Source organism: Microbulbifer bruguierae (assembly GCF_029869925.1).
In the GTDB taxonomy this organism is placed as follows: domain Bacteria; phylum Pseudomonadota; class Gammaproteobacteria; order Pseudomonadales; family Cellvibrionaceae; genus Microbulbifer; species Microbulbifer bruguierae.
This window is the reverse complement of record NZ_CP118605.1, coordinates 3006941-3032499: the sequence shown is the minus strand read 5'-3', so window position 1 is coordinate 3032499 and position 25559 is coordinate 3006941. Positions and strand designations below refer to the sequence as shown.

Annotated in this window: 19 protein-coding genes; 6 read left to right on the top strand and 13 right to left on the bottom strand. The window is 58.3% G+C overall.

Annotation, left to right across the window (positions count from 1 at the left end):
- Positions 1 to 7: 7 nt before the first annotated feature.
- The 3 genes from PVT68_RS12685 to PVT68_RS12675 are packed head-to-tail and all read right to left on the bottom strand — an operon-like array spanning position 8 to position 2606.
- Positions 8 to 1096, bottom strand: coding sequence for a hypothetical protein (locus PVT68_RS12685; protein ID WP_280318604.1), 1089 nt, complete (start codon positions 1094 to 1096; stop codon positions 8 to 10).
- Entirely contained in the window at positions 1087 to 2214 is a 1128-nt protein-coding gene (locus PVT68_RS12680) for a hypothetical protein (RefSeq protein WP_280318602.1), read from the bottom strand. The genes PVT68_RS12685 and PVT68_RS12680 overlap by 10 nt, the downstream gene beginning before the upstream one ends.
- Positions 2215 to 2225: 11 nt before the next feature.
- Entirely contained in the window at positions 2226 to 2606 is a 381-nt protein-coding gene (locus PVT68_RS12675) for a hypothetical protein (protein WP_280318601.1), read from the bottom strand.
- Positions 2607 to 3553: 947 nt separating this feature from the next.
- On the opposite strand from PVT68_RS12675, the gene PVT68_RS12670 reads away from it, so the two are divergent.
- Both PVT68_RS12670 and PVT68_RS12665 read left to right on the top strand, forming a co-directional pair.
- On the top strand, positions 3554 to 4009 hold the full coding sequence (locus tag PVT68_RS12670) for a hypothetical protein (RefSeq protein WP_280318599.1): 456 nt from the start codon (positions 3554 to 3556) through the stop codon (positions 4007 to 4009).
- A 371-nt stretch (positions 4010 to 4380) separates the two neighbouring features.
- A complete protein-coding gene (locus tag PVT68_RS12665) occupies positions 4381 to 6513 on the top strand; it encodes a S9 family peptidase (RefSeq protein ID WP_280318598.1) in 2133 nt (710 codons plus the stop codon).
- A 209-nt stretch (positions 6514 to 6722) separates the two neighbouring features.
- On the opposite strand, the gene PVT68_RS12660 is transcribed toward PVT68_RS12665, so the two are convergent.
- From PVT68_RS12660 to PVT68_RS12615, 10 genes are all read right to left on the bottom strand, one after another.
- On the bottom strand, positions 6723 to 7754 hold the full coding sequence (locus PVT68_RS12660) for a FecR family protein (RefSeq protein ID WP_280318596.1): 1032 nt from the start codon (positions 7752 to 7754) through the stop codon (positions 6723 to 6725).
- On the bottom strand, positions 7754 to 8302 hold the full coding sequence (locus PVT68_RS12655; protein ID WP_280318594.1) for an RNA polymerase sigma factor: 549 nt from the start codon (positions 8300 to 8302) through the stop codon (positions 7754 to 7756). The genes PVT68_RS12660 and PVT68_RS12655 overlap by 1 nt, the downstream gene beginning before the upstream one ends.
- 135 nt (positions 8303 to 8437) lie before the next feature.
- Positions 8438 to 11299 carry a TonB-dependent receptor gene (locus PVT68_RS12650; RefSeq protein ID WP_280318592.1) on the bottom strand — a complete coding sequence of 954 codons (2862 nt, stop codon included), beginning with the start codon at positions 11297 to 11299 and terminating at the stop codon, positions 8438 to 8440.
- Positions 11300 to 11489: 190 nt separating this feature from the next.
- Positions 11490 to 12329, bottom strand: coding sequence for a 23S rRNA (adenine(2030)-N(6))-methyltransferase RlmJ (locus PVT68_RS12645; protein WP_280318590.1), 840 nt, complete (start codon positions 12327 to 12329; stop codon positions 11490 to 11492).
- A 157-nt stretch (positions 12330 to 12486) separates the two neighbouring features.
- Positions 12487 to 13545, bottom strand: a complete 1059-nt coding sequence (locus PVT68_RS12640) for a DUF3570 domain-containing protein (RefSeq protein WP_407666152.1) — start codon at positions 13543 to 13545, stop codon at positions 12487 to 12489.
- 88 nt (positions 13546 to 13633) lie between these two features.
- Positions 13634 to 13864 carry a DUF4266 domain-containing protein gene (locus PVT68_RS12635; RefSeq protein WP_280318589.1) on the bottom strand — a complete coding sequence of 77 codons (231 nt, stop codon included), beginning with the start codon at positions 13862 to 13864 and terminating at the stop codon, positions 13634 to 13636.
- 3 nt (positions 13865 to 13867) lie between these two features.
- Positions 13868 to 14353: a TlpA family protein disulfide reductase gene (locus PVT68_RS12630; protein WP_280318587.1), complete on the bottom strand. Its 486-nt coding sequence runs from the start codon at positions 14351 to 14353 to the stop codon at positions 13868 to 13870.
- 38 nt (positions 14354 to 14391) lie between these two features.
- Positions 14392 to 15048, bottom strand: a complete 657-nt coding sequence (locus tag PVT68_RS12625; protein ID WP_280318585.1) for an outer membrane beta-barrel domain-containing protein — start codon at positions 15046 to 15048, stop codon at positions 14392 to 14394.
- A complete protein-coding gene (locus PVT68_RS12620; protein WP_280318584.1) occupies positions 15018 to 15881 on the bottom strand; it encodes an SH3 domain-containing protein in 864 nt (287 codons plus the stop codon). The genes PVT68_RS12625 and PVT68_RS12620 overlap by 31 nt, the downstream gene beginning before the upstream one ends.
- 3 nt (positions 15882 to 15884) lie before the next feature.
- Positions 15885 to 18542, bottom strand: a complete 2658-nt coding sequence (locus PVT68_RS12615; RefSeq protein WP_280318582.1) for an HzsA-related protein — start codon at positions 18540 to 18542, stop codon at positions 15885 to 15887.
- 340 nt (positions 18543 to 18882) lie between these two features.
- On the opposite strand from PVT68_RS12615, the gene PVT68_RS12610 reads away from it, so the two are divergent.
- The 4 genes from PVT68_RS12610 to PVT68_RS12595 all read left to right on the top strand — a co-directional run bounded on the left by PVT68_RS12610 (position 18883) and on the right by PVT68_RS12595 (position 25508).
- A complete protein-coding gene (locus PVT68_RS12610; protein WP_280318580.1) occupies positions 18883 to 20106 on the top strand; it encodes a hypothetical protein in 1224 nt (407 codons plus the stop codon).
- Between the two features lie 4 nt (positions 20107 to 20110).
- Positions 20111 to 22666 carry a LamG domain-containing protein gene (locus PVT68_RS12605; RefSeq protein WP_280318578.1) on the top strand — a complete coding sequence of 852 codons (2556 nt, stop codon included), beginning with the start codon at positions 20111 to 20113 and terminating at the stop codon, positions 22664 to 22666.
- 234 nt (positions 22667 to 22900) lie between these two features.
- Positions 22901 to 24472: a general secretion pathway protein GspF gene (locus tag PVT68_RS12600; protein WP_280318576.1), complete on the top strand. Its 1572-nt coding sequence runs from the start codon at positions 22901 to 22903 to the stop codon at positions 24470 to 24472.
- 31 nt (positions 24473 to 24503) lie between these two features.
- A complete protein-coding gene (locus PVT68_RS12595) occupies positions 24504 to 25508 on the top strand; it encodes an FAD:protein FMN transferase (protein ID WP_280318574.1) in 1005 nt (334 codons plus the stop codon).
- Positions 25509 to 25559: the final 51 nt, after the last annotated feature.

Sequence of the window (25559 nt, the reverse complement as noted above, 5' to 3'; positions counted from 1 at the left end):
TTTAGGGTTACATCACGGCTTTTGCGTTTAATTGGTTAACCAGTTCGTTGGCGGCGGCCTCCGAGGCCATTTTCAGGGCATTTTGCTCGGCAACGGTTTGGTTGGGGCCTATCCCCGCGTACACCACCGGCCCAACCGAGGCGATGGTTTTGGGGAATCGTTTTTCCAGGCTGAGCATTTTGCCGGTGACAATCACATTGACCCGCACCAGTCCGGACGCCGAGTCTGCCTCTTTTACTCCGATGTCCAGTGTCCCCACCGCGAGATAGGGGATGTCGACCATCTTTGCGCCTTTCACCGCGTCCCGGCGCGTTGCGCCGCTGACGTCCTGGCCCACGCTGAAATCCTGTTTGAATGCTTCCACGGAAAGCAGCCCCGCGGTCTCCTCCTCCAGAAAGTCTGCATCGACCACCTCGAATCCGGAGCTGCTGAAAATCTGGCTCATGGCGGTGTTGATCTCCCGAGAGGAGGTCACCGCATAGTGAATCTTGTCCGACTGCTGTGTGGCGCTGCCGCCGGTGACAACCTTTTGGCTGGTGTTGGTTTCAGAGGAAAACTGTCCCCCCGCGTTCCCGTACTGCTCGCTCTCACCCCCGGTTTCGGAATTGGAGGCGTCCTGGCGCTTGTAAATTTTTTCATCAAACCGCTGCACTGACACCTGGCGTCGGGCAACAAACACGAACGTCATATACGACTTGTCCGCGGCGTCGACATTGGAAACTACCGACGCGTCGCTGATGCGATTTTTAATTTTTACATCGTCAAGAATTACCTTGAGCACAACCCTGTACGACCTGGCATCCTCATCCGTTTGTTCACTAAGCACACTAGTCCCGAGCACGTATTGCGGGAGATTGGATTCCAAATGGTCGCGGACAGTCTCGTAATTTTTCAGGAAACTGCCCCCCTGGCTCGATGCCCAGCGCGACAGGGCCGCGCGCGCGGCCATTTTTTTTGCCGCCTCCATCTCCTCGGGTGAGGGTTTGCTCCAATCCCGATAGTTGATCTCGCCAACCCCCTTGGTGCTGACTTCGGCGAACAGGCCACTACTGAAAAGAAGAGCGCCGGTGAGTGAAACAATGCGGGCTATCGACATCGGGTGATGACCTCCGTCAGAGACTGAAAACTCTTGTAGTTGCCGGTACCGCCGGAGTGCTTCTCAAACCACTTCCGGTCCGGCTCTTCCAGCTGGCGGGTAACCTGCTGAAAAAGTGTGAGGATGCTTTCGCGAAAACTCGGCCAATCCGCAATGCTTTGCTGGCCGGCAGGCACCTTCTTGACCACCGCGTGGTGCAGGCGGCCCTGATAAAAAACCGTGCCGCTAAACGGCTCGTAGAAAGTGAACTGGCCCTGTGCCGCGTAAATAATCGCCTCGCCCGACGCGCCACTGCTGTAGTGTTTTTTCTTCAGGCCCCTGAGCTCGATGTCCACCGCATAGTCCGGCTCGGGAATTTCAATCATGTAGGCATCGCCGCTGGCGTACTGCAGTGCCAGCTTGTTGCCAACCGCGTGTCCCTTACTGTAGGGAAGCACCGACACCTGTTGTTCTACCGCTAAGTTGCGGGTGAATGACTGGCCAAGCAGTTGGCGTAGCTGTTGCGGGGACAGCTGCTCCGCCGACCACGTCAACGCCTGCTCCGACAACGCCACATTAACCACCTTTATAAACCCTTGGTGTTTTCGGTTTGGCGTGATTTGGCCCAAACGATCCACAAAAAGGTTAAGGAGGTTGATTTCGGCATCGCCAAAATACAGTCTCTCAAATCGCTGCCGGATATCGTCGTAGGTCGGGGCATTTTCGAGCAGGTCGTTGAACTGCACATCGATGGGGTAGGTAGCGACAATTTTCATCGCCGCGTAATCGAAGATCAGGATCTGAGCCGACAGCTGAATCAGCAGCTTGTATTGACCGGCCAGCTGCTCGACCGACACCATCTCAGACTCTAGCGCGAGGGTGAGTCCGAGCGCATCCTGATCCTGCAGCGAGGCCAGCTTGCCGACGGCGATCCCATAGTCCGCCAGCTGTACGCGTTTCATTTTCTCCGCGAGCGCCGCATCGAAGCGCGAACCGCCCGGGAGGGACGCATCGACAGAGTGGGTGTAAGGGAAATTTTTTTCGATCAGCTCCGCGCGACCGAGATACGAAAATCCCGCGTAGTGCAGAGTCGTCTCAGCGTCGGCCCGCACGCTTGCACACAGTATGAGGGCCAGCAAAAAGAAGGCTCTCATCCGCCCCAGCCGCCGTCGCGATCCGCACGGGATAAAATGGCGTCCTGCAGCTGGAAGCCAAACCGCGCGGCACTCGGGGCCCGGGTGACCAGAAATCGCCCGCCTTCGAGCGAACGCATTTCCACCGCCTTGACTCCGGGCTGATGTAGCGCGATCGATGCCATCCGCCCTGCCGCATAGGAATAGCGCCCGGACAGAAACGCCTTATCCGCCACCACGACAATCCGGTCGCCGGACAGCTGGCGGATTTGCACCGGGTAGCGCACACCATTGGCGGCGGTCAGTATCCAGTTCCCAGTCAGTGTCTCTGGCTCGGTTTGCTGGGGGGCGCAGGCAGCCGCCAACAGAGCGCTAAGAATTATTAGTATTTTGCGCATCACCTTTCCTTTGGTGAGGAAATGTCAAATTAGATTAGACAAATGTCATTAAATGAATTTAGCGATAATACTGAGACCCAAGTCTCAATGCAACCGAGCCTCCCATCACATCTAAATTCCGGCACCCCACCTGTGCGGACTTTTACCGAAGCAGGTTGTTGTTTCGCTCAACTCGCCGAGTAGGCCTGCTTGTATCGCCAAAAAGCCTCGGGGGCTTTAGCCCCGGGGCATGTTTCATCATTTAGTACGAGGGCAAACAGGGTATTGGCGATCTCGTGATTAGACACGCGCGTGGTGGCTTCAGCCTCCGGCATTTTTTCGAGAGCGGCGTCTTTGAGTAAAAGGGATAATTAATGCGCAATATTCGTCATCCCTCCTAGGAGATGAAAAAGCTCACTTGCAATTTAAAGATTTCGCTATTTGACGGTTACCACTGATATCAACCATCTGACCTGTAGACATGAAAGGAGGGCCAGAAAATGTTCCGATTCCGCCTCTGGACACCATACAAAAGCCGCTCACGAAAGGGTGCGGCTTTTGTATGGTGCCGAGGACTGGTTGACAAAACGCCGGAGCGTTTTTGGCTGCCGAAGGCACCCGAAGGGCCAAGTGCATGGACGCACTCGAGACACTACCACCGCCCGATGTGGTTCCACTAATCGCGCCAGCGATTTGCAACGAGCGCTTCAGCGCGACGCCCGCCGGGTCGTAATAGCCCTTAGGCTATTACGACTCTTCCACCTCTGGGGCCATATGCTTTTTTGTGCCTTCCGAAAACACCCGAAGGGTAAAGCGCTGCTTCCCAAAGCCTATTCTGATTGTTTCCCATCTCTACAACCCACGCCAATTTCAACAAACCGTTGTATATATCGTGATGAAGTTAAGAAACATTTCAGCCTGAACAAGGCAATATCCCCACCATCTACTCCCAAGCTCCAGGAGCTCACATGAACAAAACCCTTTTCGCCGCAATCACCGCCATCGCCGTTGCTGTACCTGCCCTTGCCGACAGCCCGGCAGCGCCTGAGAAGAAAAAGCACGAACACGAGCAGATGGAAGTTCATCACGACAAGAAACAGCCCCACGGTGGCGATAAAAAGGTTGAGGCAAAAGCTGAGCCCTATCGACTGAGCGAGGAAGAAAAGCGCGCGTTTGCGGAAAAGAAAGCCAAGCGCGAACACGCCGACGGGCAGCATGACGGCAAGAAGATGGACAAGATGGCACGTAAGCCCGACGGAAAAATACCAGAAGACAAGCTGCCCGAAGAGAAGCCAAAAGGGCTGGAAAAGCAGCAAGACAAGAAGTTAGAGCAGGAGCGTAAAGAGCTGGGCAAGGGCTCTGAACAGGGACAGGCTTCGCGCGAAGAACACAGTAAGAAATGGTGGCAGTTCTGGAAGGGCTGATCTCTCCATCTCATTGCCACAAAGAAATAGCCCGGGAAATTCCGGGCTATTTTTTATTGCCTGCAATCTCCAGCCTTCCACCGCCCGCCTGTCTACACAGCAGTTTTTCACTGTGATAACCCCGACACACGCCGCTCTCTGGTTTGCCACGATAACAACGATATAAATTTTATTCCGACTGAAATCACAGCTTCCGACGCAAATTTCCACCTCCATTTCGCCAGAAAGCTAGATATCGCCGAACGTCAGCCTACCCGGCCCTAGCTAGCCTAGTGTTCCCGGTGCTAACTTAACCCGTTCGGAACCGGGCCGATGGATGATTACCGGTTCTCCAAAAAGCAGTACCCAATAAACACACAAAGGAGCAGGCCATGCGCAAGGCAAATTGGCTGGTGGTGGTATTGTTACTCGGTTCTGTTGCTGGCTGTCAGCGAGAAGACAAAGCCGAGCAGGTTGAGATGCAGCAGTCCACTGCGATGAATCAGCAAGAATTGGTCGCAGAGGGTACGGAAACGACAGACACAGAAAACGAGCTGATTCCCCGCACTGAACTATTCGGCAATCCGGAAAAGTTTCGTGGTCGCATCAGCCCCGATGGAAAAAGCATTAGCTGGGTTGCAGCGGTAGATGGAGTGATGAATATCTGGGTGGCTCCCGCGGATGCCCCCGAAAACGCCCGCGCAATCACCTCCGACTCTGGTCGGGGCGTCCATCTATATTTCTGGGCCCCCGACAGCAAGTCACTTGTTTATCTGCAAGACAAGGGTGGCAACGAAAATGACCACCTTTACAAAGTCGCACTGGAGAGCGAAGAGGTGGTCGACCTGACCCCCATGGGCGATGACTTCAAAGCCCAGATTCTGGGTCTCAGTTACCAGCGCCCGGAGGTCGTCACCGTCGGCCTGAACGTCCGCAATACCGAATTGTTTGATATCTACGAAATTGACCTCGACAGTGGCAAGCAAACGCTGGTCATGGAAAACCCCGGTTACGGAGACTGGCTGCTCGATAACAATCTGGTGCCACGTCTCGGCTATCGCAACCTGGCTGACGGCGGCCTGGAATTGGTTTCTGTCCATGGAGATAACGCTGGTGATGTGGTTTTCACTATTGCTTCCGAGAACATGATGGACTCCAACGTTATCGGTTTTGACGGAGATAATCGCCACGTTTATCTGACGGACAGTAGCGGACGCGACAAGGCGGCGCTGGTAAAACTGGATACCGAAACTGGAGATACCTCCGTTCTCGCAGAGTCGGATAAAGCCAGTATCGACAAGGTCTTCCAACACCCAATAACTCACGCACCGATAGCCTACTCTGTGAATTACCTGAAAACAGAATGGTACGGCCTCGGCACCACAGGGTCGGAACAAATCGGAGATCTGTCCACCGCGATTAGCGGCAGCCTGCAAATTTTGAGCAGTACGGCGGACGGAAAACAGTGGGTGGTCTATGCCGATGACCCGCAGACACCCGGCAGCTACTTTGTATTTGACAGTGAAAAAGGTGAAGCGCGACTTCTGTTCAATACCCAGCCGGCGCTCGCCACCCGCCCATTACAGCCCATGCAGGCGCTGGAAATTGAAGCGGGCGACGGACTGCAACTTGTCAGTTATCTCACCCTGCCGGCAGGCAGCGACAGCGATATGGACGGCATCCCCGAGCAGCCCGTTCCGCTGGCGCTGACGGTACATGGAGGACCCTGGGCGCGCGACGAATACGGCTATAATTCCTGGCACCAGTGGCTGTCTGATCGCGGCTATGCCGTGCTTTCGGTAAATTACCGCGGTTCATCCGGCTTTGGTAAATCCTTCACCAATGCAGCCATTGGTGAGTTCGCCGGCCTGATGCATCGGGATCTTCTCGACGCGGTCGAATGGACCGTGGAACAGGGCATCGCAGATAAAAACAAAGTCGCCATCATGGGCGGTTCTTACGGCGGTTATGCGACCCTGATTGGCGTAAGCCACACACCCGACACCTTTGCTTGTGGGGTCGATATTGTTGGCCCATCCAATCTTGCCACCCTGATTGAGTCCTTCCCCGATTACTGGAAGCCCTGGCTTGCGGGTACCTGGTACAAATTTGTCGGCAACCCCTCCGACCCAGCGCAACGGGAAGAAATGATCGCGCGTTCAGCGATTTCCAAGGTCAATCAAATCAAGGTGCCGCTGCTGATTGGCCAGGGCGAAAACGATCCCCGTGTAATCAAAGCCGAGTCGGATCAGATCGTGGCGGCGATGGAGGCAAAAAAACTTCCCGTGACCTATGTGAATTACCCGGATGAGGGGCACGGCTTCACCCGCCCGGAAAACCGCCTGTCCTTTTACGCTATTACCGAATCCTTCCTCGCGGACTGCCTGGGTGGGGAAGTGGAGCCGTTCGGTGATGCCTTTGCGAATTCCAGCCTGCAGGTGTTGAACGGGCAAAACCTGATCGCCGGCCTTTCCGACGCACTGGTGCAGGAAGCATCTGAGGTTGAAGCTGAGACTGAGGAATAAAACGTCCTTTCGCCCATTTCAAAATGTAGTGGGCCGCTGCCGTTTTGAATCCGGCGGCTTGAACACCGGTCAGGACAGAGAAGATTCGCCTGACTGATTACGGCAGGCTGAGGCGGCAATTGATGAGCTGATATTTTTTCAACTGAAATAATAAATAAAAAACCCGGAATTTCCGGGTTTTTATTTATCAGTACTTGTCCGTGAATTTACTACTCAACCGTCCCCGGCCAGATCACCACCCGCCCGTCCGGTTCCTTGAACACCCGCACCGGCAGTGACTGTTCCAGCATGGCTACCAGGGTGTCCGCCTGGTCCGCGGTAAATGCAGTGGTTACCCGCAGTTTTTCCAGCTCGCGGGTGCCGATGATGATGCGGTCTTTGCGGTAGCGATTGGCATCGGCCACGACTTCCGACAAAGGCGCGTCGCGGTAACTGAACTTGCCCTGGCGCCAGCTTGCGACTTCGGTATTTTCGACGGTACTGATGCGGCTCAGCTGGCGCGCGTCGACTCTGACCTGCTGCCCGGCGGTCAGGCGTACTTTCGGGGCAGTGTCTTCAGGCTGCACCGGACTGCGGGCAACATCGACGATCCCTTCTTCTACCGTCACTTTCACTTCAGGGTTGAGGCGGCTGCCTGCGTTGACGTCAAAGCGCGTGCCCACCACGCGAATTTCCGTACCCTGCGCGTTGACCAGAAAGGGCCGCGATGCATCTTTGGCGACAGCGAAGAACGCCTGTCCGCGCAGCAGTTTCACGTGGCGCCGCTCGCCGCTGAAATCGGTCTCAATGGCAGAGTCTCCACCGAGGGTGACCTGGCTGCCATCCTCAAGAATAACCGTGCGCACCTGCGCCAACTCAGAGGCATAGGACCGGGGGGCGGGTTCACCGTGCCATGGGGCCAGGTAGGCAACACCGACGGCGAGCATCAGGGTACAGGCAAACGCGAAACCGGAGATCGGCGCAATGCCGAAATAGTTGTTCAGGGTAGCCCACACACCCGCAAAGCCACTGCGCTGACGCAGGCGCGCACCTTCTTCCGTTGCCGCGATGGCAGCGAGACTGCGGTCAATCTGCTGCAGCCGCTGATAGCTGGCGCGGTTGTGTAGTTGTGACATCCAGGTGTCGAACGCGAACTGTTCGCTGTCGCCCAGTTCACGTTCGCTGTGTAACAGAAACCACTCGAGGGCTTCCGTTTCCACTTTTCGGATATCAATCCGTTGCTGACTGTTACCAGTCGCCATCACAGTTCTCCATCGTGCATGCGCAGCGCTTCCTGGCAACCCGCCAGGGCTTTGGCTACGTGCTTTTTCACTACAGTGGCTGAGAGGCCTTCTCGCCGTGCGATCTCCGCGTAGGAGAGGCCCTCAACACGATTCATTAATAACAGTCGTCGGCGCTTGTTCGGCATGCCCCACAGGGCGCGACTGATCAACCCCAGAAACTGGCGGCTGACGGCAACCCGCTCCGGACTGAGGTTGTCCTGCTCGCGCTCGGGGTCACTCTGTACCGTCTGTGCATAACTCTCCCTCACCTGCCCTTTGCGCAACGCATCTATGGTCGCGTTGTGCACTGAGCGGTAGAGGAAAGCCCGCACATGCTCGATATCACCCTCGCGCAGCTGCGGCGCCATGCGTGCGAATGCTTCCTGCACCAGGTCTTCCGCCTCGCTGTAGGACAACCCGAATTTACTCACCGCGTACCGGCACAGTTCCTGCTGATATTCGCGGTAGTAGTAATCCAGATCCTTGCCGCTATCGGTCGCCAATTGGCTCGCCCACGCTGTCGCCATGGATTCTCTTCACCATCGTTTTTGTAGTTTTCTTGTTTGTGCGGCGCCTCTGACGGGCGCTGGAATCTACTTCTCTTGTCGATAGAACGGGCCAGAGCGCGCAATCGTCCCCTCTGCAGGAGAAATATTTGCAGATTACTGAAATTGCGCGCCGACACGCAGGCCGAAGGTGCGCGGCGCGCCGTAGTAATACTCAGGCGCGGTGATATCCGCCTCGTGTACATCGTTGGCGACGGCGTTATTGGTGAGGTTGTCGCCGTAGAGGTCTAACCACCAGTTGCCGCCGGAGGGTGTGAACTTGAGTCCCGCGCTCCACAGGCTATAGGCCGGCTGGCGATCGATATTGCGCGCGGGCCCGGCGGGATCTTCTGCCCACTCACCAGAGCGGTTGTCCAGCAGCTGGCCACTGCGATGACCGCGGTTGGCGGCATCGAAATACATGTCCCCGGAATAGCGCAGGCCGACCCTGGCGGTAGCCTGGCCCCAGCTGCCAAGTGGCAATTCGTGGCGATAGTTGAGACCGAGACTGAGTTCGGGAACCTGTTTCAGGCGGTTGCCACTGAAATCCACCAGGTCGGGAAAATCCGTGTTGTCCGCGGAGGGGTTCCAGGTCTGGCCGTGCAGGGGGAACTCATTGTCTACAGCGAGAAAACGGTCGTAGTGGGCGTCCAGCAGGGACAGGAAACCACTCAGACGGCCGTTCAGGGTAGTGGCCCAGTTGAGTTCCAGCTCGAGCCCGCGAATGGTCGCGGAAGGGGCGTTGATGCTGCGAATCAACTCGGTGCCATCCTCCTCCACCGCAAGTCCGGAAACCTGCAGGTCGCGGTAGCGCGTATTGAAAAGCGCGCCATTCAGGGTCATCGCGCCATCCACCAGGCCGAGCTTGAAACCAAGCTCTACATTGGTGCTGGTCTCCGGCCCGACATAGGCGGCGCCGGCGTTGTTTTGTGCGATCAGCGCCTGCAGGGCGGCCTGGAACTCGGGGTCATCGGCGCCATCATAGCTGCCGCCCAGTGTGGCACCGTCCTGGACAATACCGGGCTTGAAGCCCTCGGCATACTGCAGGTAGAGCAGGGCCTGATCCGCCGGGCGGTAGGTGACGCGCGCCATTATCGTGGTGCTGTGCCAGGTGCGGTCCACATCGTTGTAATTGGCAACAAAACACTGACCCTCGGCCGCCGATGCCTGGTTGACCGCAATCTCCCCGAGCTCGCCCCCGCGGTCGCTGCGGATCAGGTCCGGGCAGGCGATATTGCGCCCGCCGCGATCGTGGCGCTGGTCGCGGCCAGTCCTGGCGCCGGCACTGAGTTCCCAGTCAGGGCTGATATCAAAATCCAGCTGGCCGTATATCGCGTCCAGGCGCGACCCCCGGTTTGGTTGCTGGAAGCTGTGCGCCGGGGCACCTCCCCAACCGCTGCCATCGGCTTCCTGATGCTCCAGATCGAAGCGGATTCCGTTGGATTCAGAAAAGCTGAAATAGGCCAGCAGCCAGCGCAGGCGCTCTTCATCACTGTTTTTCAGTTGCAGTTCGTGCTGGCGGGCGCGGTATTTGGACCAGATGGTGCGGTTGCTCTGGTGGTAGATCGCCGGGTCGGTTTCACTGCCGACTGCGCCGCTGCGGTCTTCGTCCCAGTCCTGGCTGCGGCTGGTCAGACCGTAACCCGCGATATACGTCAGTGACACTCCACTGGGCAGCAGCAGTTCGGCGCGGCTGCGCAGGGCATCCTGATCGAGCTGCGTGCGCCCGGGGGTATCGATGGTTACCGCGGTGGAGTAATCCACCAGTGGCAGGCTGCCAGCACTGCGGTCCTCGAAGCGCTCGTAACTCAACCACCAGTTCAGGCTGTCGTTGATCTGCCAGCTGGAGCTGAGGCGATGGCTGAACAGGTCTGCGTTGTTGTAGCGGTCACTGCGCCTGGCGTAAACGGATCCGTCGGTGTAATCGACGTAACTGTCGGCGCGCTCGGAAACCCCGGCCCAACGCAGGGCCCAGTTATCGGTGACCGGCGCATTGGCCACCGCCGTGAATTTGCGCTGTCGATAGTCACCCACGATCAGCGATATCCGGGAAGACCACTCCGACTCGGGCCGCGCCGTGTGGTAGTTCAAAACGCCGCCGGTGGAGTTGCGCCCGAACAGCGTGCCCTGGGGGCCCCGCAGCACTTCCACCCGATCCAGGTCATACAGCAGTACCGCCGACCCCTGTACCCGGCTGCTGAAAATGCCGTCCACATGGGTGGCGACGCCGGAATCGCCGGCCTCGGTGTGATTGTCGGAGCCGACGCCCCGCAGATACAGCATGGACGCGGTGTGGTCGCCATTGCGGGCCACTTGCAGACTGGGTACCTCCGCTGCCAGCTGCTGCAGGCTGTCGATATTGCGCTCTCGCAGGGTGCCGCCGTTGATAGCTGTGACCGCCATCGGCGTGCGCTGCAGACTGGTGCGACGCTTGCTCGCCACAACTTCCACTTCTTCGAGCAGTGGGCGCTGGTCGGCGAGGGTTTCACCCTGTGGCGGCGCCGTAATCGCGGTGCTCGGCGGCAGTATCACGATGCCCTGACCGTCAACCCGCCGGTAGCGCAGGTCGGTGTCCGCCAGCAATCGCTCCAGGGCTGCTTCCGCAGTGAATTCACCTTCCAGCGCCGGTGCCGCGATGCCCTGATTGTCCCCGGCGTGGTTCTGCTGGGTACTCACCATCACCGCAAGACCGGTCTGACGGGAAAAGGCCAGCAGTGCCTGGTCCAGGGGCTGGGATGGGATTCGGAGTCGATAAGATGTATTCGCGGCGCGCGCGTTGGCAGCAGAGGACTCTGCTGAATCGGGGGTATTTATTTCGGCGGTTTTCGCGGTGCTTTCCATTGCACGCTCTACAACGCCTTCTACGACATCCTCTGCGATGGCTTCCGCAACGCCATCCACAGCATTGGCCGCCGACATGACACAGAGTTGTGCCGCCAGCAGCAGGGGCGTGAGAGACCCGCAGCAGGTCTTGAGCATAGGCAGTTCGTCATCGCTGATCCCCACCTGAGGTGAGGTCCCGGTTACGCGATGGCAGCTTTGCGGGGAACTACGCCGCTATTTGCCGCTTCTATGCGTGCCCGGTTGATTATTGTTTTGGCTGGAAAACATACAACAATAATCCTCAGGGTGACAAGTTAAGACGCACAGTGGGCAAGGAAACGATCCCCTATTCCGTGACCAACGTCTCGCAGCGGTAGTAACTGCCGCCATCGCTGCTGAGTTGAGCGGCGAGGGGCGGCAGCAGCGCCTCCATTTGACCACGCAGGGTCCAGGGTGGATTGACCACGATCATCCCCGAAGACGTCATACCGTGCCCTTCGGCATCGCCGCTCACACCCAGCTCAAACTGCTGGATATTGCGGACACCGGAGGCCTGCAACTGTTTTTCCAGCACATCGATACGCCGGCGATCCACCACCGGATACCAGATCGCGGTGATGGCGTTGGCCATTTTGCGCTGGATCAGTTGCAGCGCCGTCACTACCCGCTGGTAGTCTTCCTTCTGCTCATAGGGTGGGTCGATCAGAATCAGCGCGCGACGGGAGCGGGTGGGCAGCAGGGCGGCCAATCCCTTGAAGCCGTCTTCCTCACGCACCTGGCACTGGCGGCGACGGGCGAAGTTCTGACGCAGCTTTTCCGCGTCATTCGGATGCAGCTCAAACAACCAGGCCTTGTCCTGTGGCCGCAGCATCTGCGCCGCGATCATGGGAGAGCCGGGGTAAACCTGAAGGTTGCCATCAGGATTCAGCCCCTCGATCACCTGCAGGTAGTTTTGCAATCCGGGCAGATCACAGTGTTGGAACAATTGCCCGATGCCGGTCATGTACTCGCGATTTTTCTGCGCCATTTCAGACGCAAGGGAAAAAAGCCCGGCGCCGGAATGGGTATCGATATAGTCGAAAGGTGTTTCTTTCTTCTGCAGATAGGAAATGATTTCTACCTGCACGTAGTGCTTGAGCACGTCGGCAAAATTACCGGCGTGAAAGCCGTGACGATAACTGAGCATGGAACCCACCCGGGGTAAAAAACAGGAGCAGAAAATTCGGAGTAAAACACTGCCAGATAAGGCGTGGCAGTGGCGGAAGAGCCACCAGCAGGGAGGGTGCTCACCGCAATGCGGCGAACTTTAGGGGCCTATGCGGCCCCTGTAAATCAGTTTTTGATCAGAACCACATGGACCAGAATAGCCGCACGACATGGGCGTTGAAATGGTAGGCCGGCTCCTCCCCCGGGAGGACATCGCCATCACCATTGTGCACCCGGACATCGTGGAAGTTGTCGTAGTCGAACAGCACGTAATCCCAGTACAGGTTAACCGTGTTCCTGCGCTCGAACAGCGACCAACGTTCCGGCAGCAGATAGGATGCCCCTATACCGATGGCGGTGCTGCTGAAATCGCTCAACTCCTTATCCCGGGCGCGGAAGTTGGTGGCGTCCAGGTAGGGGAAAAGATCACTGTAGAAATCCGCCCCGGTCTGCTTGTAGAAACGCAGCTTGCCTTCGAGGATCAGGTTTTCCGTTTCCAGTGGGTGGGTATAGCGCAATTCCAGATTATCGGAATTGATGCCCCAGCTGTCCGCGTAGCGACGGTATTCACTCTTGATGGCAGCGCGGTAGGGCAGTCGGTATTTGGCCCGCAGGGCTACCGCATCGCTGTTGCGGGTATTGGGGTAGAGTTCCGCCTGGTAGCTGAAGCCGCTGCCGGAACCCGGGTCGAGATAACGCACGCTGCGGTAGGGGTTGTTCAGAAAGCCCTCGTCCGCCACCGTTTCCACGCTCAGTTCCGCGATCAGCCTGGTGGTGAGAATCTGACTCCAGCCCAGGGAGTAGCGGCGGTGCTCGGCCTGCTCGAGAAAGTTCTCGTCGCCATTGCGCATCACATCGTCGCTACCGAGGCTGACGCGCATGGACACAGTGCTGAGATCGCCAAAGAAATCCTGTTTGATACCAAAACCGACGGTCTCGGCCTGGTAATCGTCCTCGCTGGAATTGGTGTAGCTGAGGCTCATGGTGGTTTTGTCCACCAGGTACTCCGCACCCAGGGAATATTCGTCGCGCTGCTCACTGTAGGGGCTTGCAGTGGCCTGCACGTCAATGGACGCCCCCGAAATCATGTCCACATAGTAATTGGCGGACAGGGAAACCTTGTTGCCGATATTCTTGCGCACCAGCACCGAGGGCCCATCAATAGTGACACCGCCACCGCTGTAGGAGTGGTACATGGTGTCGGCGCGCTCTTCCGGAAGCACTGCCGCTGTGGCGTATGCAGAAAGCAGTAAAAGCGCGAGCGCGCCAACATATTTTCTGCCGTCAATTGCAGCCACAGCCACCTCCGGCTCCGCCTTCCGCGCCGCGCGCGGCTTCACGCGCTTCATACACGTGATTCATATATCCCGCCGCCACCGGATCCCGTTCAAAACTCATGATCGGGTCTGCCAGAAAGTGCCGTTCGTAAGGCTTTACCCAGGGCTCCGGCATCACGGTTTCACAACCAGCCAACAGCGAAAACAGGGGCAACAGAAGTAAGGCGCGCTTGAACATGACTTATTCCCGGATCAGTTCCTTGATGATTTTTTTATACTCCGCTTCGTCGCCACTACGGTAGCCCTTGTGCACATAGCGCACGTTACCGTCGCGATCGATAAACACCGAGCTGGGCATGGCATCGACGCCGAACAATTTGCTCACACTGCTCTCGGCATCGAACAGCACAGGAAACGCCACCGGAATTTTATTCAGCATCGTCTGGGCATCGTCGCGGTTGGCATCCACATTGACACCCCACACCTGGAACCCGACCGATTCATAGCGCGCGTGCAGTTCGTCCAGCAGCGGCATTTCCTCGCGGCAGGGACCGCACCAGGAGGCCCAGAAATTCAGCATGATGACTTCACCGCGCTGTTCACTGAGTTTCAGATTGCCATCCTTGAGTGAGGCCAGGGTGAAATCACTGGCGGGCACACTGGCGATAGCGGGTGCGCCGGCAAGTAAAGCGGCACTGGTGCAGAGAGCGGCGATAAAATTGCGCATCGGGTTTCTCCGGTTGTTCTTATATAGAAACGGTTAAATCAGAAATAAATTGAAATGCCCAGCTGGGCGGACAGGTTATTGGTGGTCTGGGGCTCACCAAAAATTTCGTGTTCGAAAATGTGGTCGCGCACATCCAGACGCAGAGCGAGCCAGTCCTGCGCCAGCATACGGATGCCAACACCCACGTTGTAGGTAAAGTGCTCTTCATCGGCGAAATTGGTATTTCCGATACCTCCGATCAGGTACAGATTACTGTTCAGGGCCCACTTGTCGGAAATAAAAATTTCCCCGGGAAGAAAATTCCAGGCCAGCGAAAGATTGTACATGGTGAGCTCACGCTCTTCGTCGGTCAAAAGTGGCGCAGAGCCGCTGAGACGTTCGTAACTGGACTCGCCCAGTTCGGTCTGGCCGTAACCCGCCTCCATAAAAAAATCTTCATTGATATGATAGGCGAGGCTGCCGCCCACAAGCCGGTTACTGCCAAAATCCTCCACGCTCATAATGCCGCCCAGATAGGCGGTGAATTCGAAGTCTTCGCTGTCGATGTTCGCCTCGCGAATCTCCCGTCGCTCCAGGTCCGGCGAGATGATTTCGTCGATCACCTCACTGCCCTGCGCCAGCGCGGCCCCGGCAAATATCGCCGGTAGCAACAGGCCCGCAAAAGCTACATAAAAACGTCGAATCCCAATTTCCATTCGACTATCTCCTGATTATTTTCCCGCGATGTAAGCAGGTAGTGATTGGCAACTTCCGCGCGCAGGGCAAAGCGCCGGGACAAGTAGGTGGTCACACCGATACCGGTAAGCATGGTGGTATCCCGGCGGTCTTCCGTGGCGACAATGGTGGCACTGGGGGAGGTGATATTGATACCGCTTCCCAGCAGGAAATAGGGGGAGATTCGCCACTCCGGGAACGGCTGGTGCAACAGCGCCAGCTGATAGGTCTGACTGTCCGAGTAGGCACCGATGGTCTGCGTCGCGCGCAGTTCTGCGGAGAGGTTGCCGGTAAAGCGATAGCCGAGCGACACCCCCAGCGCATTGGCACCCTCGAAGTCGCCGTAGGCAAAGCCAAACCGGAAACTCTGCTCACGATAGTCGTCGATACCAGGGCTTACCACCGCCAGCGGCTCGCCATCCGGAGTAACGATGGTGTCGAGATCAGCAATTTTTGCCCAGCCGCTCCGACCGCTGCGGGTCATGACCTTGACCCAGTCGGTACGGCGCTTCAACAGCCACAGGGACTCGCCATACTCCACCACGTGATCGATCACGTAGCCGCGACCCGGGCCGGTGTACAGGTTGAGAAATTCCGCACCGACCACCACCTGCTCGCTGCCACCGGGCAGATCCTGCGGCTGGCGCTCGCCAAATTGACGGGCTGAAAACTGAAGGGCTGAAGACTGAAGGGAAGAGGAGCTTTCGGTCGCGGAGCTGTCTTCCCGGGTTTGCGCCGCCGAAAGTCCGACATGCATCAAACCCAGGGTCATTAATGCCAGGATAAAGAATCGGTTGCGAGGCTGCCTGCTCATGCTTCAGTTGACCGGTGCATCAAAGGGATTGTTGTAATACTGTGCACCGATATCCAACCACTCGGCAATCAAACGCAATTCCGCCGGGGACAAGTCACCGGTGTGTGTTCCGCCCTCGTCAAACACTTCGAAGAACCGGCTGTTGCGTGCCCCCGCCGTGTTCATAATCCGCGGAATATTGACCGTAACCATAACAGGAATCGGGTTTCCATCCGTATCCAGAATCAGCTCGCCGTTCTCATCGGTCTCGAACAGCAGGTTGCCGTTGTCGTCAGTATCCTGCACCAGCACGTCCTGCAGCGCGCCTTCACTCAGTTCCTGGGTGGGGTTGTCGAAGATCAGCTCCACGTAGGAGGTACTGAAATTGTTGTTGACCCCGGACGGCTCGCCGCGCAGATCCAGCTGGCCCGGCGGCACCTGGGCCTGACCGGCCGCGTCGCGCGCACTGTGGCAACGGGAACAGGTGCGATCATCGAGCACCGCGCCGGTATCGTCGGTAATTTCCCGCGGCAGATCCCAGATCGCCTGAATGTGCTCGGGATAGTGGATGACCATGCGGCAATCGGTGCTCCAGCTGCTCTGACAGGCGAGGCTTGTAGGCAAAGGCGTCTTCAACTCAGTCATCAGCAATAAACTGCTGGGGTCTTTTTCCCGCTGCGCCGGGTCCGTCCACAGGTCGCTGTAGCTCAGATCCCCTTCGAGCTCCGGGTGGCCCGCCACCCGCGCCATCACTTGTGCCATGGTCTCACCCATGTCCGCGTTCAGGGCCGGCTCGGTATTGGGGAAGGGCGCCGCACTGGTAGGCGCACCGGCCCAGGCCGGTGCCGGTTCCTTATCCGCGCGCCCGTGGGGCACTTCACTGTCGCGCGTGTGGCAACCCTGGCATTTGCGAATCTCACCGGCGCGAAACTGCAGCCAGTTGTTGTGGCGGCCGACGATACGGCGGCCGTTGGTATCCACCACCGAAATGGCCAGGGGCATATCCGCCGGTACTTTCACCCGCACCGACCCATCCGGCTGGATTGGGGTATAGCCGACAATCTCCCGCATCAACTGACTGCGGTCGCGGCCAAACGCGGCGCGATCGAAATCCAGCGTATCTTCATCCGGGATACCCACCGCTTTCACCACCCTCAGGAAACGTGCCGGGCGCTCGTCGGCGACAGTCTGCAGCGGGTCTGCCAGTGCGGCGATATCCGCGATCTGTTCACCGTCGAAGTCATACACACTGCGAATATCCAGGATCGCCATGCCTTCTTCGTACAGGTCGCGATCGATATCGATACCGGGGATGGGTTGCGGAATGAATTGCGGTACCGGGCGCGTATCTGCGGTGACCGCTTCGGAAATCATCTGCCCCTCCGCGGGCTGGATGATCGGGCGCTGGGTACCTTCCTCGTAATCGTAAATCCACAGCCCGTAGAGCGGATCCGCCGGCACTACATCCGGGGTTGCCAGCCATTGTTCTGTACACGGCTGCGCCAGTTCGGTTTGCGGATCTATCACCCGGCACTCACTCCAGCTGACCAATAGACGGCTGGTGCCATCGTGAAATGCCCAGGCGTTGGCAAACAAACCGTGGGGAGAGAGACCACCGCCGGTAATCACCCGCTGTACAGACAGGGATTCCTGCCCCTGCAGCTGGCCCTGCTGTTCCGGCTCACTATAGGCCTCGGTGAAATTCTCGCCGTCGATGACCACCATATCGCCGCCATAGGTAATCCCTTCCGGCGCGCGCAGGGTCACCAGTATGCGGCCGTCTGGCATCTGCTGTGGTTTGCTGAACGCGCCTGGCGACGGCTCGCCGTTGGCGCTGCTACCGGTGGCCTGGCTGTGGTAACCGTAATAAAACTGGAGATCGGTACCATCGGGCTTGACGGTATACAGGCTGAGGCGATCCACCCGGCCCATATTGTCCCAGCGACTGAACAGAATACGGCCGTTGAACAACACCGTGGGCGAAAGATCGTGGCTCTGGTTGTAGGAGATCTGGCGGATATCGCTGCCGTCGGCCTCCATTACATGCAGCACAAAAGCGGGCTCCCGCAGGTCTTCCGCCAGCGCGGAAAATTGCGGCTTGTTATCGTCCAGTAAAAGAGCGCGGGAACGGCGCTGGCGCGTCGAGGAGAAGGCAATGCGGCCGTCTGGCAGAAATGCCGGGGCGATATCGTCACCTTCTTCGGCGATCAGGTCTGAGGAGATAGCACGGGTGAGCTGGGCGGAGTCGAAATCGTACAGCCAGATATTCCAGCGCGGCTGCTCGTCGTCATCGCGTCCTTCGATATCCGGCGCGCGCATGGCGAAGGCCAGCGTCTTGCCATCCGCGGAAACCGTCAGGTCTTTGACGTCATAGCCGCCCTCAAAAACGATGCCGGCGTCCTCGTCACTGACAAACAACCCTTCCGTCAGCACCCGCTCCGGCGCCGTGGCCGTGGCCCGGTCGCGCAGCACCAGCTCGGCGCCGGGATTGAAGGCAGACGGCGCGAAGATGCTGTCACCCATCAGCTGGCCGTCGTCATCCCGGTTCAGGGTACGGCGTACATACACCACCGGATAATCCACTACCACCGGGTCTTCCGCCTGGTCACCACCACCGAGACTGGAAGTTTCTCCACTACCACCGGAACAGCCGACCAACACCCCCAGGGCAACGACAGACACTAGCCGAGTAAAAAGTCCGTCGACTGCGCTGGCCGACGTACAAAATCTGTTCAACGAATTACCCTCGGGGTTTGCTCTTGCGCAGTGATCACTCACCGCGACAACAGCGGGATAACAGGACTTGCGTCTGATAAATCCAGCAGCGTTATTGCGCCCGATTTTCCCGGTTGGCCACCGCAGTCTCAAGCAAAGCACACGTTTTTTGCCAACCAGAACACGAATTAAATTTTTCCTGCTGGCCAATCCTTGTACATTCTTTACTATCGGTTGCCGGTTGCAAGTCATAATTCCTGCGCGACAACGTTGTTCGCACGATAGAACCAAAACGCGAATAAACCCCATGAAAATAAAAACGTCCGCTGCGCGTCTGCTGCTCGTGGCGACCGCCTGTGCCGGCACCTCACTCGCCGTTCCCGCCATTGCCGGGCCGGGGGAGCAGGCTGCCCAGATTCACAGCCGCCTTACCGGGGTCAAACCCGACACCGCGGTGCTCACCACCATGGCCGAGGAAATCGCCAACGGCAACGCCGAAGCCGCGGCCTACCTGGCCATGGACAACGATGCGTTCTACAACGTGACGTTGAGAAATCTGGTCACCCCCTGGACCAGCCGTGACTTCGATAACTTCGCGCCGCTGAACGATTACACCGCAACCGTAATCGGCATGGTGCGCGACGACGTGGACTTCCGCGAGGTGCTCTCCGGAGACATCCTGTACACCGGCGCCGCCTCCGGGCTCGACCTGCCCGCCTACAGCAACAGCAACAACAACCACTATATTGCGCTGGAAAAAAGCGGCTATCCGCTACAGGCCGCACTTGAGCGCACAACCCAGTCCACCGTCACCGGCCTACCCAGCGATGCCACCGCCGGCGTAATCACCACCCGCGGCGGCGCCAGGGCTTTCTTTTATGCCGGCACCAACCGCGCCATGTTCCGCTACACCCTGATGAACCACCTGTGCAGGGATCTGGAGCAGGTGCAGGACACCTCGCGACCACCGGATCGCATCCGCCAGGACGTGAGCCGCAGTCCCGGCGGTGACAGCCGGGTGTTCCAGAACGGCTGTGTGGGCTGTCACAGTGGTATGGATCCGCTGGCACAGGCATTTGCCTATTACGACTTCGTCTACGACGCGGACAACGACCCCACCGGCGAAAACGGCCAGCTCGACTACAACAGTCCCGGCCAGACCGATCCCGCCACCGGCACCCGGGTAAAAGCCAAGCACCATATCAACAGCGCCACCTTTCCCTACGGTTTTGTGATCCCCGATGACAAATGGGACAACTACTGGCGCGAAGGTCCGAATATGCATCTGGGCTGGAGCGATGCACTGCCTGGCTCCGGCAACGGTGCCAAATCCATGGGCCGCGAGCTGGCCAACAGCGAAGCCTTTGCCCAGTGCCAGGTGACCAAGGTATTTGAACAGGTCTGTCTGCGCTCGCCAGAAAACCAGCAGGACCGCGACCAGATTGAAAGCATTACCGACAGTTTCACCAGTACCGGTTACCGGCTGAAGCAGGTGTATGCGGATTCTGCGGTTTACTGTGCGGAGGAATAAACAGATGAAAAACACATCCGCACTCCAGAACCCGAATCAGCGCAGACGACGTGAAGCGAAGGTTGAGCTTCGTAAACTGGTTCTGATTTCTGGAATTTTGGGCTCCGCTTTCCTCTCCGCATGCAGCGGCGGCAGCGGTCAGTCCACCGAGGAATTGCCCAACACCAATCCGGATACCGGCGATACCAGTTATTCCGGGCCGGCGCCGGAAAATGAAGACGTCCAGAATTACAAACGCTACATCTGGGACAACCTGGCCGCAGAAAACCGCTGTGGCAGCTGTCATATCGAAGGCAACCAGAGCCCGCGTTTCGTGCGCGGCGACGACATCAATCTCGCCCACAGCGAAGGCCGCGACCTGGTCAACCTGAGCAGTCCCGCCGACTCCCGCTTCGTCACCAAAGTGGCCAGCGGCCACAATTGCTGGCTCGCCAGTGCCGACGCCTGTGCGGAAATCATCACCAACTATATCGAGGAGTGGGCGGCGGCAGCCGGCAGTGTGGTCAGCACCATCACCCTCACCCCGCCTCCCGAACGCGACGTAGGTGCGAGCAAAAGCTTCCCCGCCTCCAGTGGCGGCTTCGCCACCACCGTTTATCCGGTGCTGGTCAAGTACTGTGCAAACTGCCACAACGAAGACTCCGACACTGCGCAGCAACCGTATTTCGCCAGCAGCGATGTCGATCAGGCCTACGAAGCGTCCAAGGCGCGTATGGATCTCGACAACCCGGAAAACTCCCGCTTTGTCGTGCGTCTCGGTGCTGACTACCACAACTGCTGGAGCAACTGCAGCGAGGACGCCGATATCATGGCGGCGGCGATTCGCAATTTTGTCGACGGCATCGAAGTTACCGAAGTGGACCCCAACTGGGTGATCAGTAAAGCGCTGTACCTCACCGACGGCGTCGTTGCCAGTGGTGGTGGGCGTATCGAGAACAACGCCATCGCCCTGTACGAATTCAAATCCGGCAGCGGCACCACGGCCTACGACACTTCCGGTATCAATCCCGCCATCGACCTGACCCTTATCGACGATGTGGAGTGGCTGGGGTCCTGGGGCATCCAGCTGAACGGTGGTAAGGCCCAGGCGGCAACCGCCACCAGCAAGCGGCTGTACGACACTTTGAGTGGCACCGGTGAATACACCATTGAGGCCTGGGTAGCGCCGGCCAATGTGGTACAGGAAGGCCCGGCCCGAATTGTCAGCTACTCCGGTGGCAACGATATCCGCAACTTCACCCTCGGCCAGGCGATGTACAACTACACCTTCCAGAACCGCAACGATGCCAGCACCAATGCCGACGGTATGCCCGCGCTGATCACCGACGATATGGCCGAGCGGGTACAGGCAACCCTGCAGCATGTCGTGGCCACTTTCGATCCGATCAACGGCCGCCGTCTGTACGTGAATGGCGAATACACCGGAGATGCAGATCCGGTGGATACAGGGCTGCTGTCCACCTGGGACGATACCTTTGCGCTGGTGCTCGGCAGCGAAGTGTCCGGTGACAATGTCTGGCAGGGCTCCGTGCGCCTGCTCGCCATCCACTCCCGCGCACTCAGTGCCGAAGACATTTTCACCAACTACGAGGCGGGGGTCGGCGAGAAATACCTGCTGCTGTTCAAGGTGGAAGAGCAGACCGGCGTACCCCAGGGCTACGTGATGTTCGAAGTGCAGCAGTACGACAATTACGGCTATCTGTTCAGCGAACCGAAATTCATCACCCTCGAAAGCGGCGTCACCCCCGACGGCATCGCGATACAGGGTATGCGCATCGGTATCAACGGTCGCGAAGCCGTTGTCGGCCAGTCCTGGGCGAATCTCGATACCACCGTCAGCGCTGGTGAATACGATCCGGAAAGTGGCCAGAAACTGTCTCCGCTGGGCACGATCATTTCCCTGGAAAAAGGCCCTACCGCCGATGAATTTTTCCTGACCTTCGAGCGCCTCGGCAGTGAAGAGTTCGTGCGTGTGGAAGCAACCCCGGCGGCCCCAGCCTCCCCGGCAGACCTCACCCCGCAACCGCGCATTGGTATCCGCCGTTTCGAGCAGATCAACGCGGCGCTGTCTGCCGCCAGCGGAATTTCCAGTGCGCATCCGGCGGTGATGGAAACCTGGGAAAAGGTCAAACAACAGCTGCCGGTAGAGTCTGACGTGCGCGGTTTCCTCGCCGCACAGCAGATGGGCATCACCCAGCTGGCGGTGAAATACTGCAGCGCTCTGGTGGACGACAGCAGCGCCCGCGCAAGCTACTTCCCCGGCTTCGACTTTAGTGCCAGCGCTGCGGAGGCCTTCAACTCCGATGACAAGCGCAACCAGATCATCGCTCCGTTACTGGAAAAGCTGCTTGGACGCCCGATCACCTGGCCTGAAGCCGTGGGTGGTCACACTGCACAGCTCGCCACGGCACCAGATGAAACGGCGGTGCGCGCGGAATTGAACGGTTTGATCGAAACCATGACTGCCTGCGGTGGAAGCTGTAGCGCCAACCGCACTGCCACCACGGTCAAGGCCACCTGCGCTGCGGCTATGGGCAGTGCGATGATTTTGATTCACTGATTTTTTGGGATCGAGCTTTGTAAAGGGATGACTTCGTAAGCGGGACGGGGCCAGCGGGAAGATTCCGGCAAACAACCTGTCGGCAATCGTTTGCCGGAATCTTCCCGCTGGCCCCTGGTGCGAAGGCGGCGAAGTAAATACTTCTGACGAAGTAAAAATCTGAGAATTGCAGGCCCTGATGTCGGGGGCCGCCACAAATCGAGAACAGAGCACCCGCGGGCGCACGAAAATACCATGAGCAAGAAAAAACATTTCGAACTGGACCAGCCACTGCGCCACCCGGACCACCACCGCCCGGTAAGCCGACGGGATTTTCTCGGTCAGGGTTTTCGCGCGGGTATGGCTACGGTACTGGGCGGCTCGGTATTCAGCCTGTTTGCCAATCCGCGTATGGCCCAGGCCGCACTGTCTCCCGACCTGGAATCCATGCGAACCATTTGCGGGGTCAGCGCCAACGGCGCCGGCAAGATTCCGTTTATCTGTTTTGACCTTGCCGGGGGAGCCAACATCGCCGGCTCCAACGTGCTTGTCGGCAAGCAGGGCGGGCAGCTCGATTTTCTCAGTACGTCCGGCTATAACAAACAGGGCCTGCCCGGTGACATGGCACCCTCGGTCACCGATGCCGCCGGCAACTCCTTTATCAACACCGATCTCGGCCTCGCCTTCCACAGTGACAGCCAGATGCTGCGCGGCATTCTGGAGAAACTCGCACCGGGTACCGCCGGCGCCATCAATGGTGCCGTGATTCCAGCGCGCTCCGAGAACGACACCGGCAACAATCCGCACAACCCCATGTACGGTATCAACCGCGCCGGTGCCAACGGCTCGCTGCTCGCTCTGATCGGTTCCCAGACCAGCGAATCCGGTGGCAACTCCATGGCACCCATGGACCTTATCAATCCGGAGGTACGCCCGACCAAAATCGACCGCCCGTCGGATGTCACCGGCCTGGTCGACGTGGGCGACCTGGTGGGCCTGCTGGACCAGAGCGATACCGTCGCGGTAATGGAGTCCATGTACCGTATTTCCAATGCCAAGCTCGGCAAGGTCAACACCAGCATCAGTAACGACGCGGTGATCAAGGATCTGGTGAAGTGCGGCTACATGAAAAGCGCCGACCTCGCCGACCGCTTTGGCAACCCCAGCGCCCTGGATCCGGCGCTGGACCCGGACATTGTGGGCCCCGCCGGCGTGTTCTCGTCGGAAGAATTTTTTGGCGATCGCGAATTCCAGAAGACCGCCTCCACCATGAAACTGGTGATCAATGGTTATGCCGGTGCCGGCACCATCACCATGGGTGGATACGACTACCACACCGGCGACCGCGCCACCGGCGAGATCCGCGACCTGCGCGCCGGGCGCTGTATCGGCGCCTGCCTGGAATACGCAGCTAAGATAGGGCAACCGCTGATGATCTATGTATTCAGCGATGGTTCGGTGTTCAGTAATGGCATGATCGACGACTCCGCAGAAGGGCGCGGCAAAGGCGTGTGGACCGGAGACAACCAGCAGACTGCTGCCTCCTACTTCCTGGTTTACAATCCCGCAGGACGCCCGCAGTTGCTGGGCGGTACTGCCGATGAGCAGGCGCGGCACCAGCAGCTTGGCTATATGCGCCCCTCCGGCGACGTGGAAACCGCGGGCAGCCCCGCGGCAAACAATGTGAACCAGCTGGTGCAGACCGTGGTGCTGAACTATATGGCGCTGCACGGAGAGCAGGGGCGCTTTGCCAGCCTGTTCCCCAATCACGGTCTCGGCAATAGCACCCTGATGGACAGTCTGACCGCATTTGCGCCCATCAGATAACAACAAAAGACAACACAAAAAACGTTTGCCGATGTACCTGATTCGCCGGATTTTATTCCTCTCCACCCTGCTTTGCGCCACGGGTGCCAGTGCGGAGTGGCACTACGACAAGCAGGCCATTATGGGTACCGAGGTACACCTGCAATTCTGGTACGAGGATGCCGAAAAAGCGCAGGTCATTAACCGAGCGGTAATGGATGAATTCCGCCGCATCGACGCGCAGCTTTCTCCGTACAAGAAAAACAGTGAACTCACGCAGGTAAACCGGCAGGCAGGCCAGAAGGAAATAGCGATTTCCGAGGAACTGGCCGAGATCCTGGACAAATCCCTGTGGTACAGCGAAAAAACCGGCGGCGCCTTCGATATCACCTTTGCCACCCTGGGCAGCCTGTACAATTTCCGCACGGGTAGACAGGCAGACCAGAAAACCACCGACACTTTGTTGCCGGCGGTGAATTACCGGCTTATCAAGCTTGACCGCAAAAACCTGACCCTCGAATTTGGCGACCCGCGCACCAAAATTGACCTGGGCGGTATTGCCAAGGGGTATGCGGTGGACCGCGCTGTCGCAATTCTGCAAGAACATGGTGTGCAGAATGCCAGTGTCAGCGCCGGCGGTGATGCGCGGCTACTGGGCGACAAACGCGGCAAGCCCTGGCTGATCGGCATCCGCCACCCGCGGGACAAAAGCAAGAACGCGGCGGTGATCCCGCTGGAAAATACCGCGATCTCCACATCCGGGGATTACGAGCGCTTTTTTATCGACGATGAAGACCACCGGGTGCACCATATTTTCAACCCGGCCACCGGCAAGCCCGCGGAGACCGACAATAGTGACGATACCGCCGACAGCGACAAACTGATCAGTGTCAGTGTCATCGGCCCCGCAGGCTTCGATACCGACCCGCTGTCTACCAGTGTGTTCGTACTCGGAAAACAGGAAGGCATGGCACTGATTGAAAATCTGGTAGGCTTCGAAGCAATCGTCATTGACAGCAACCACCGGATGTTTTTTACCAAAGGATTGCACCAGTAATTGCCAACTGGGTCACACCGGAAACGTGTTGCCCTGACATAATCACCGGAC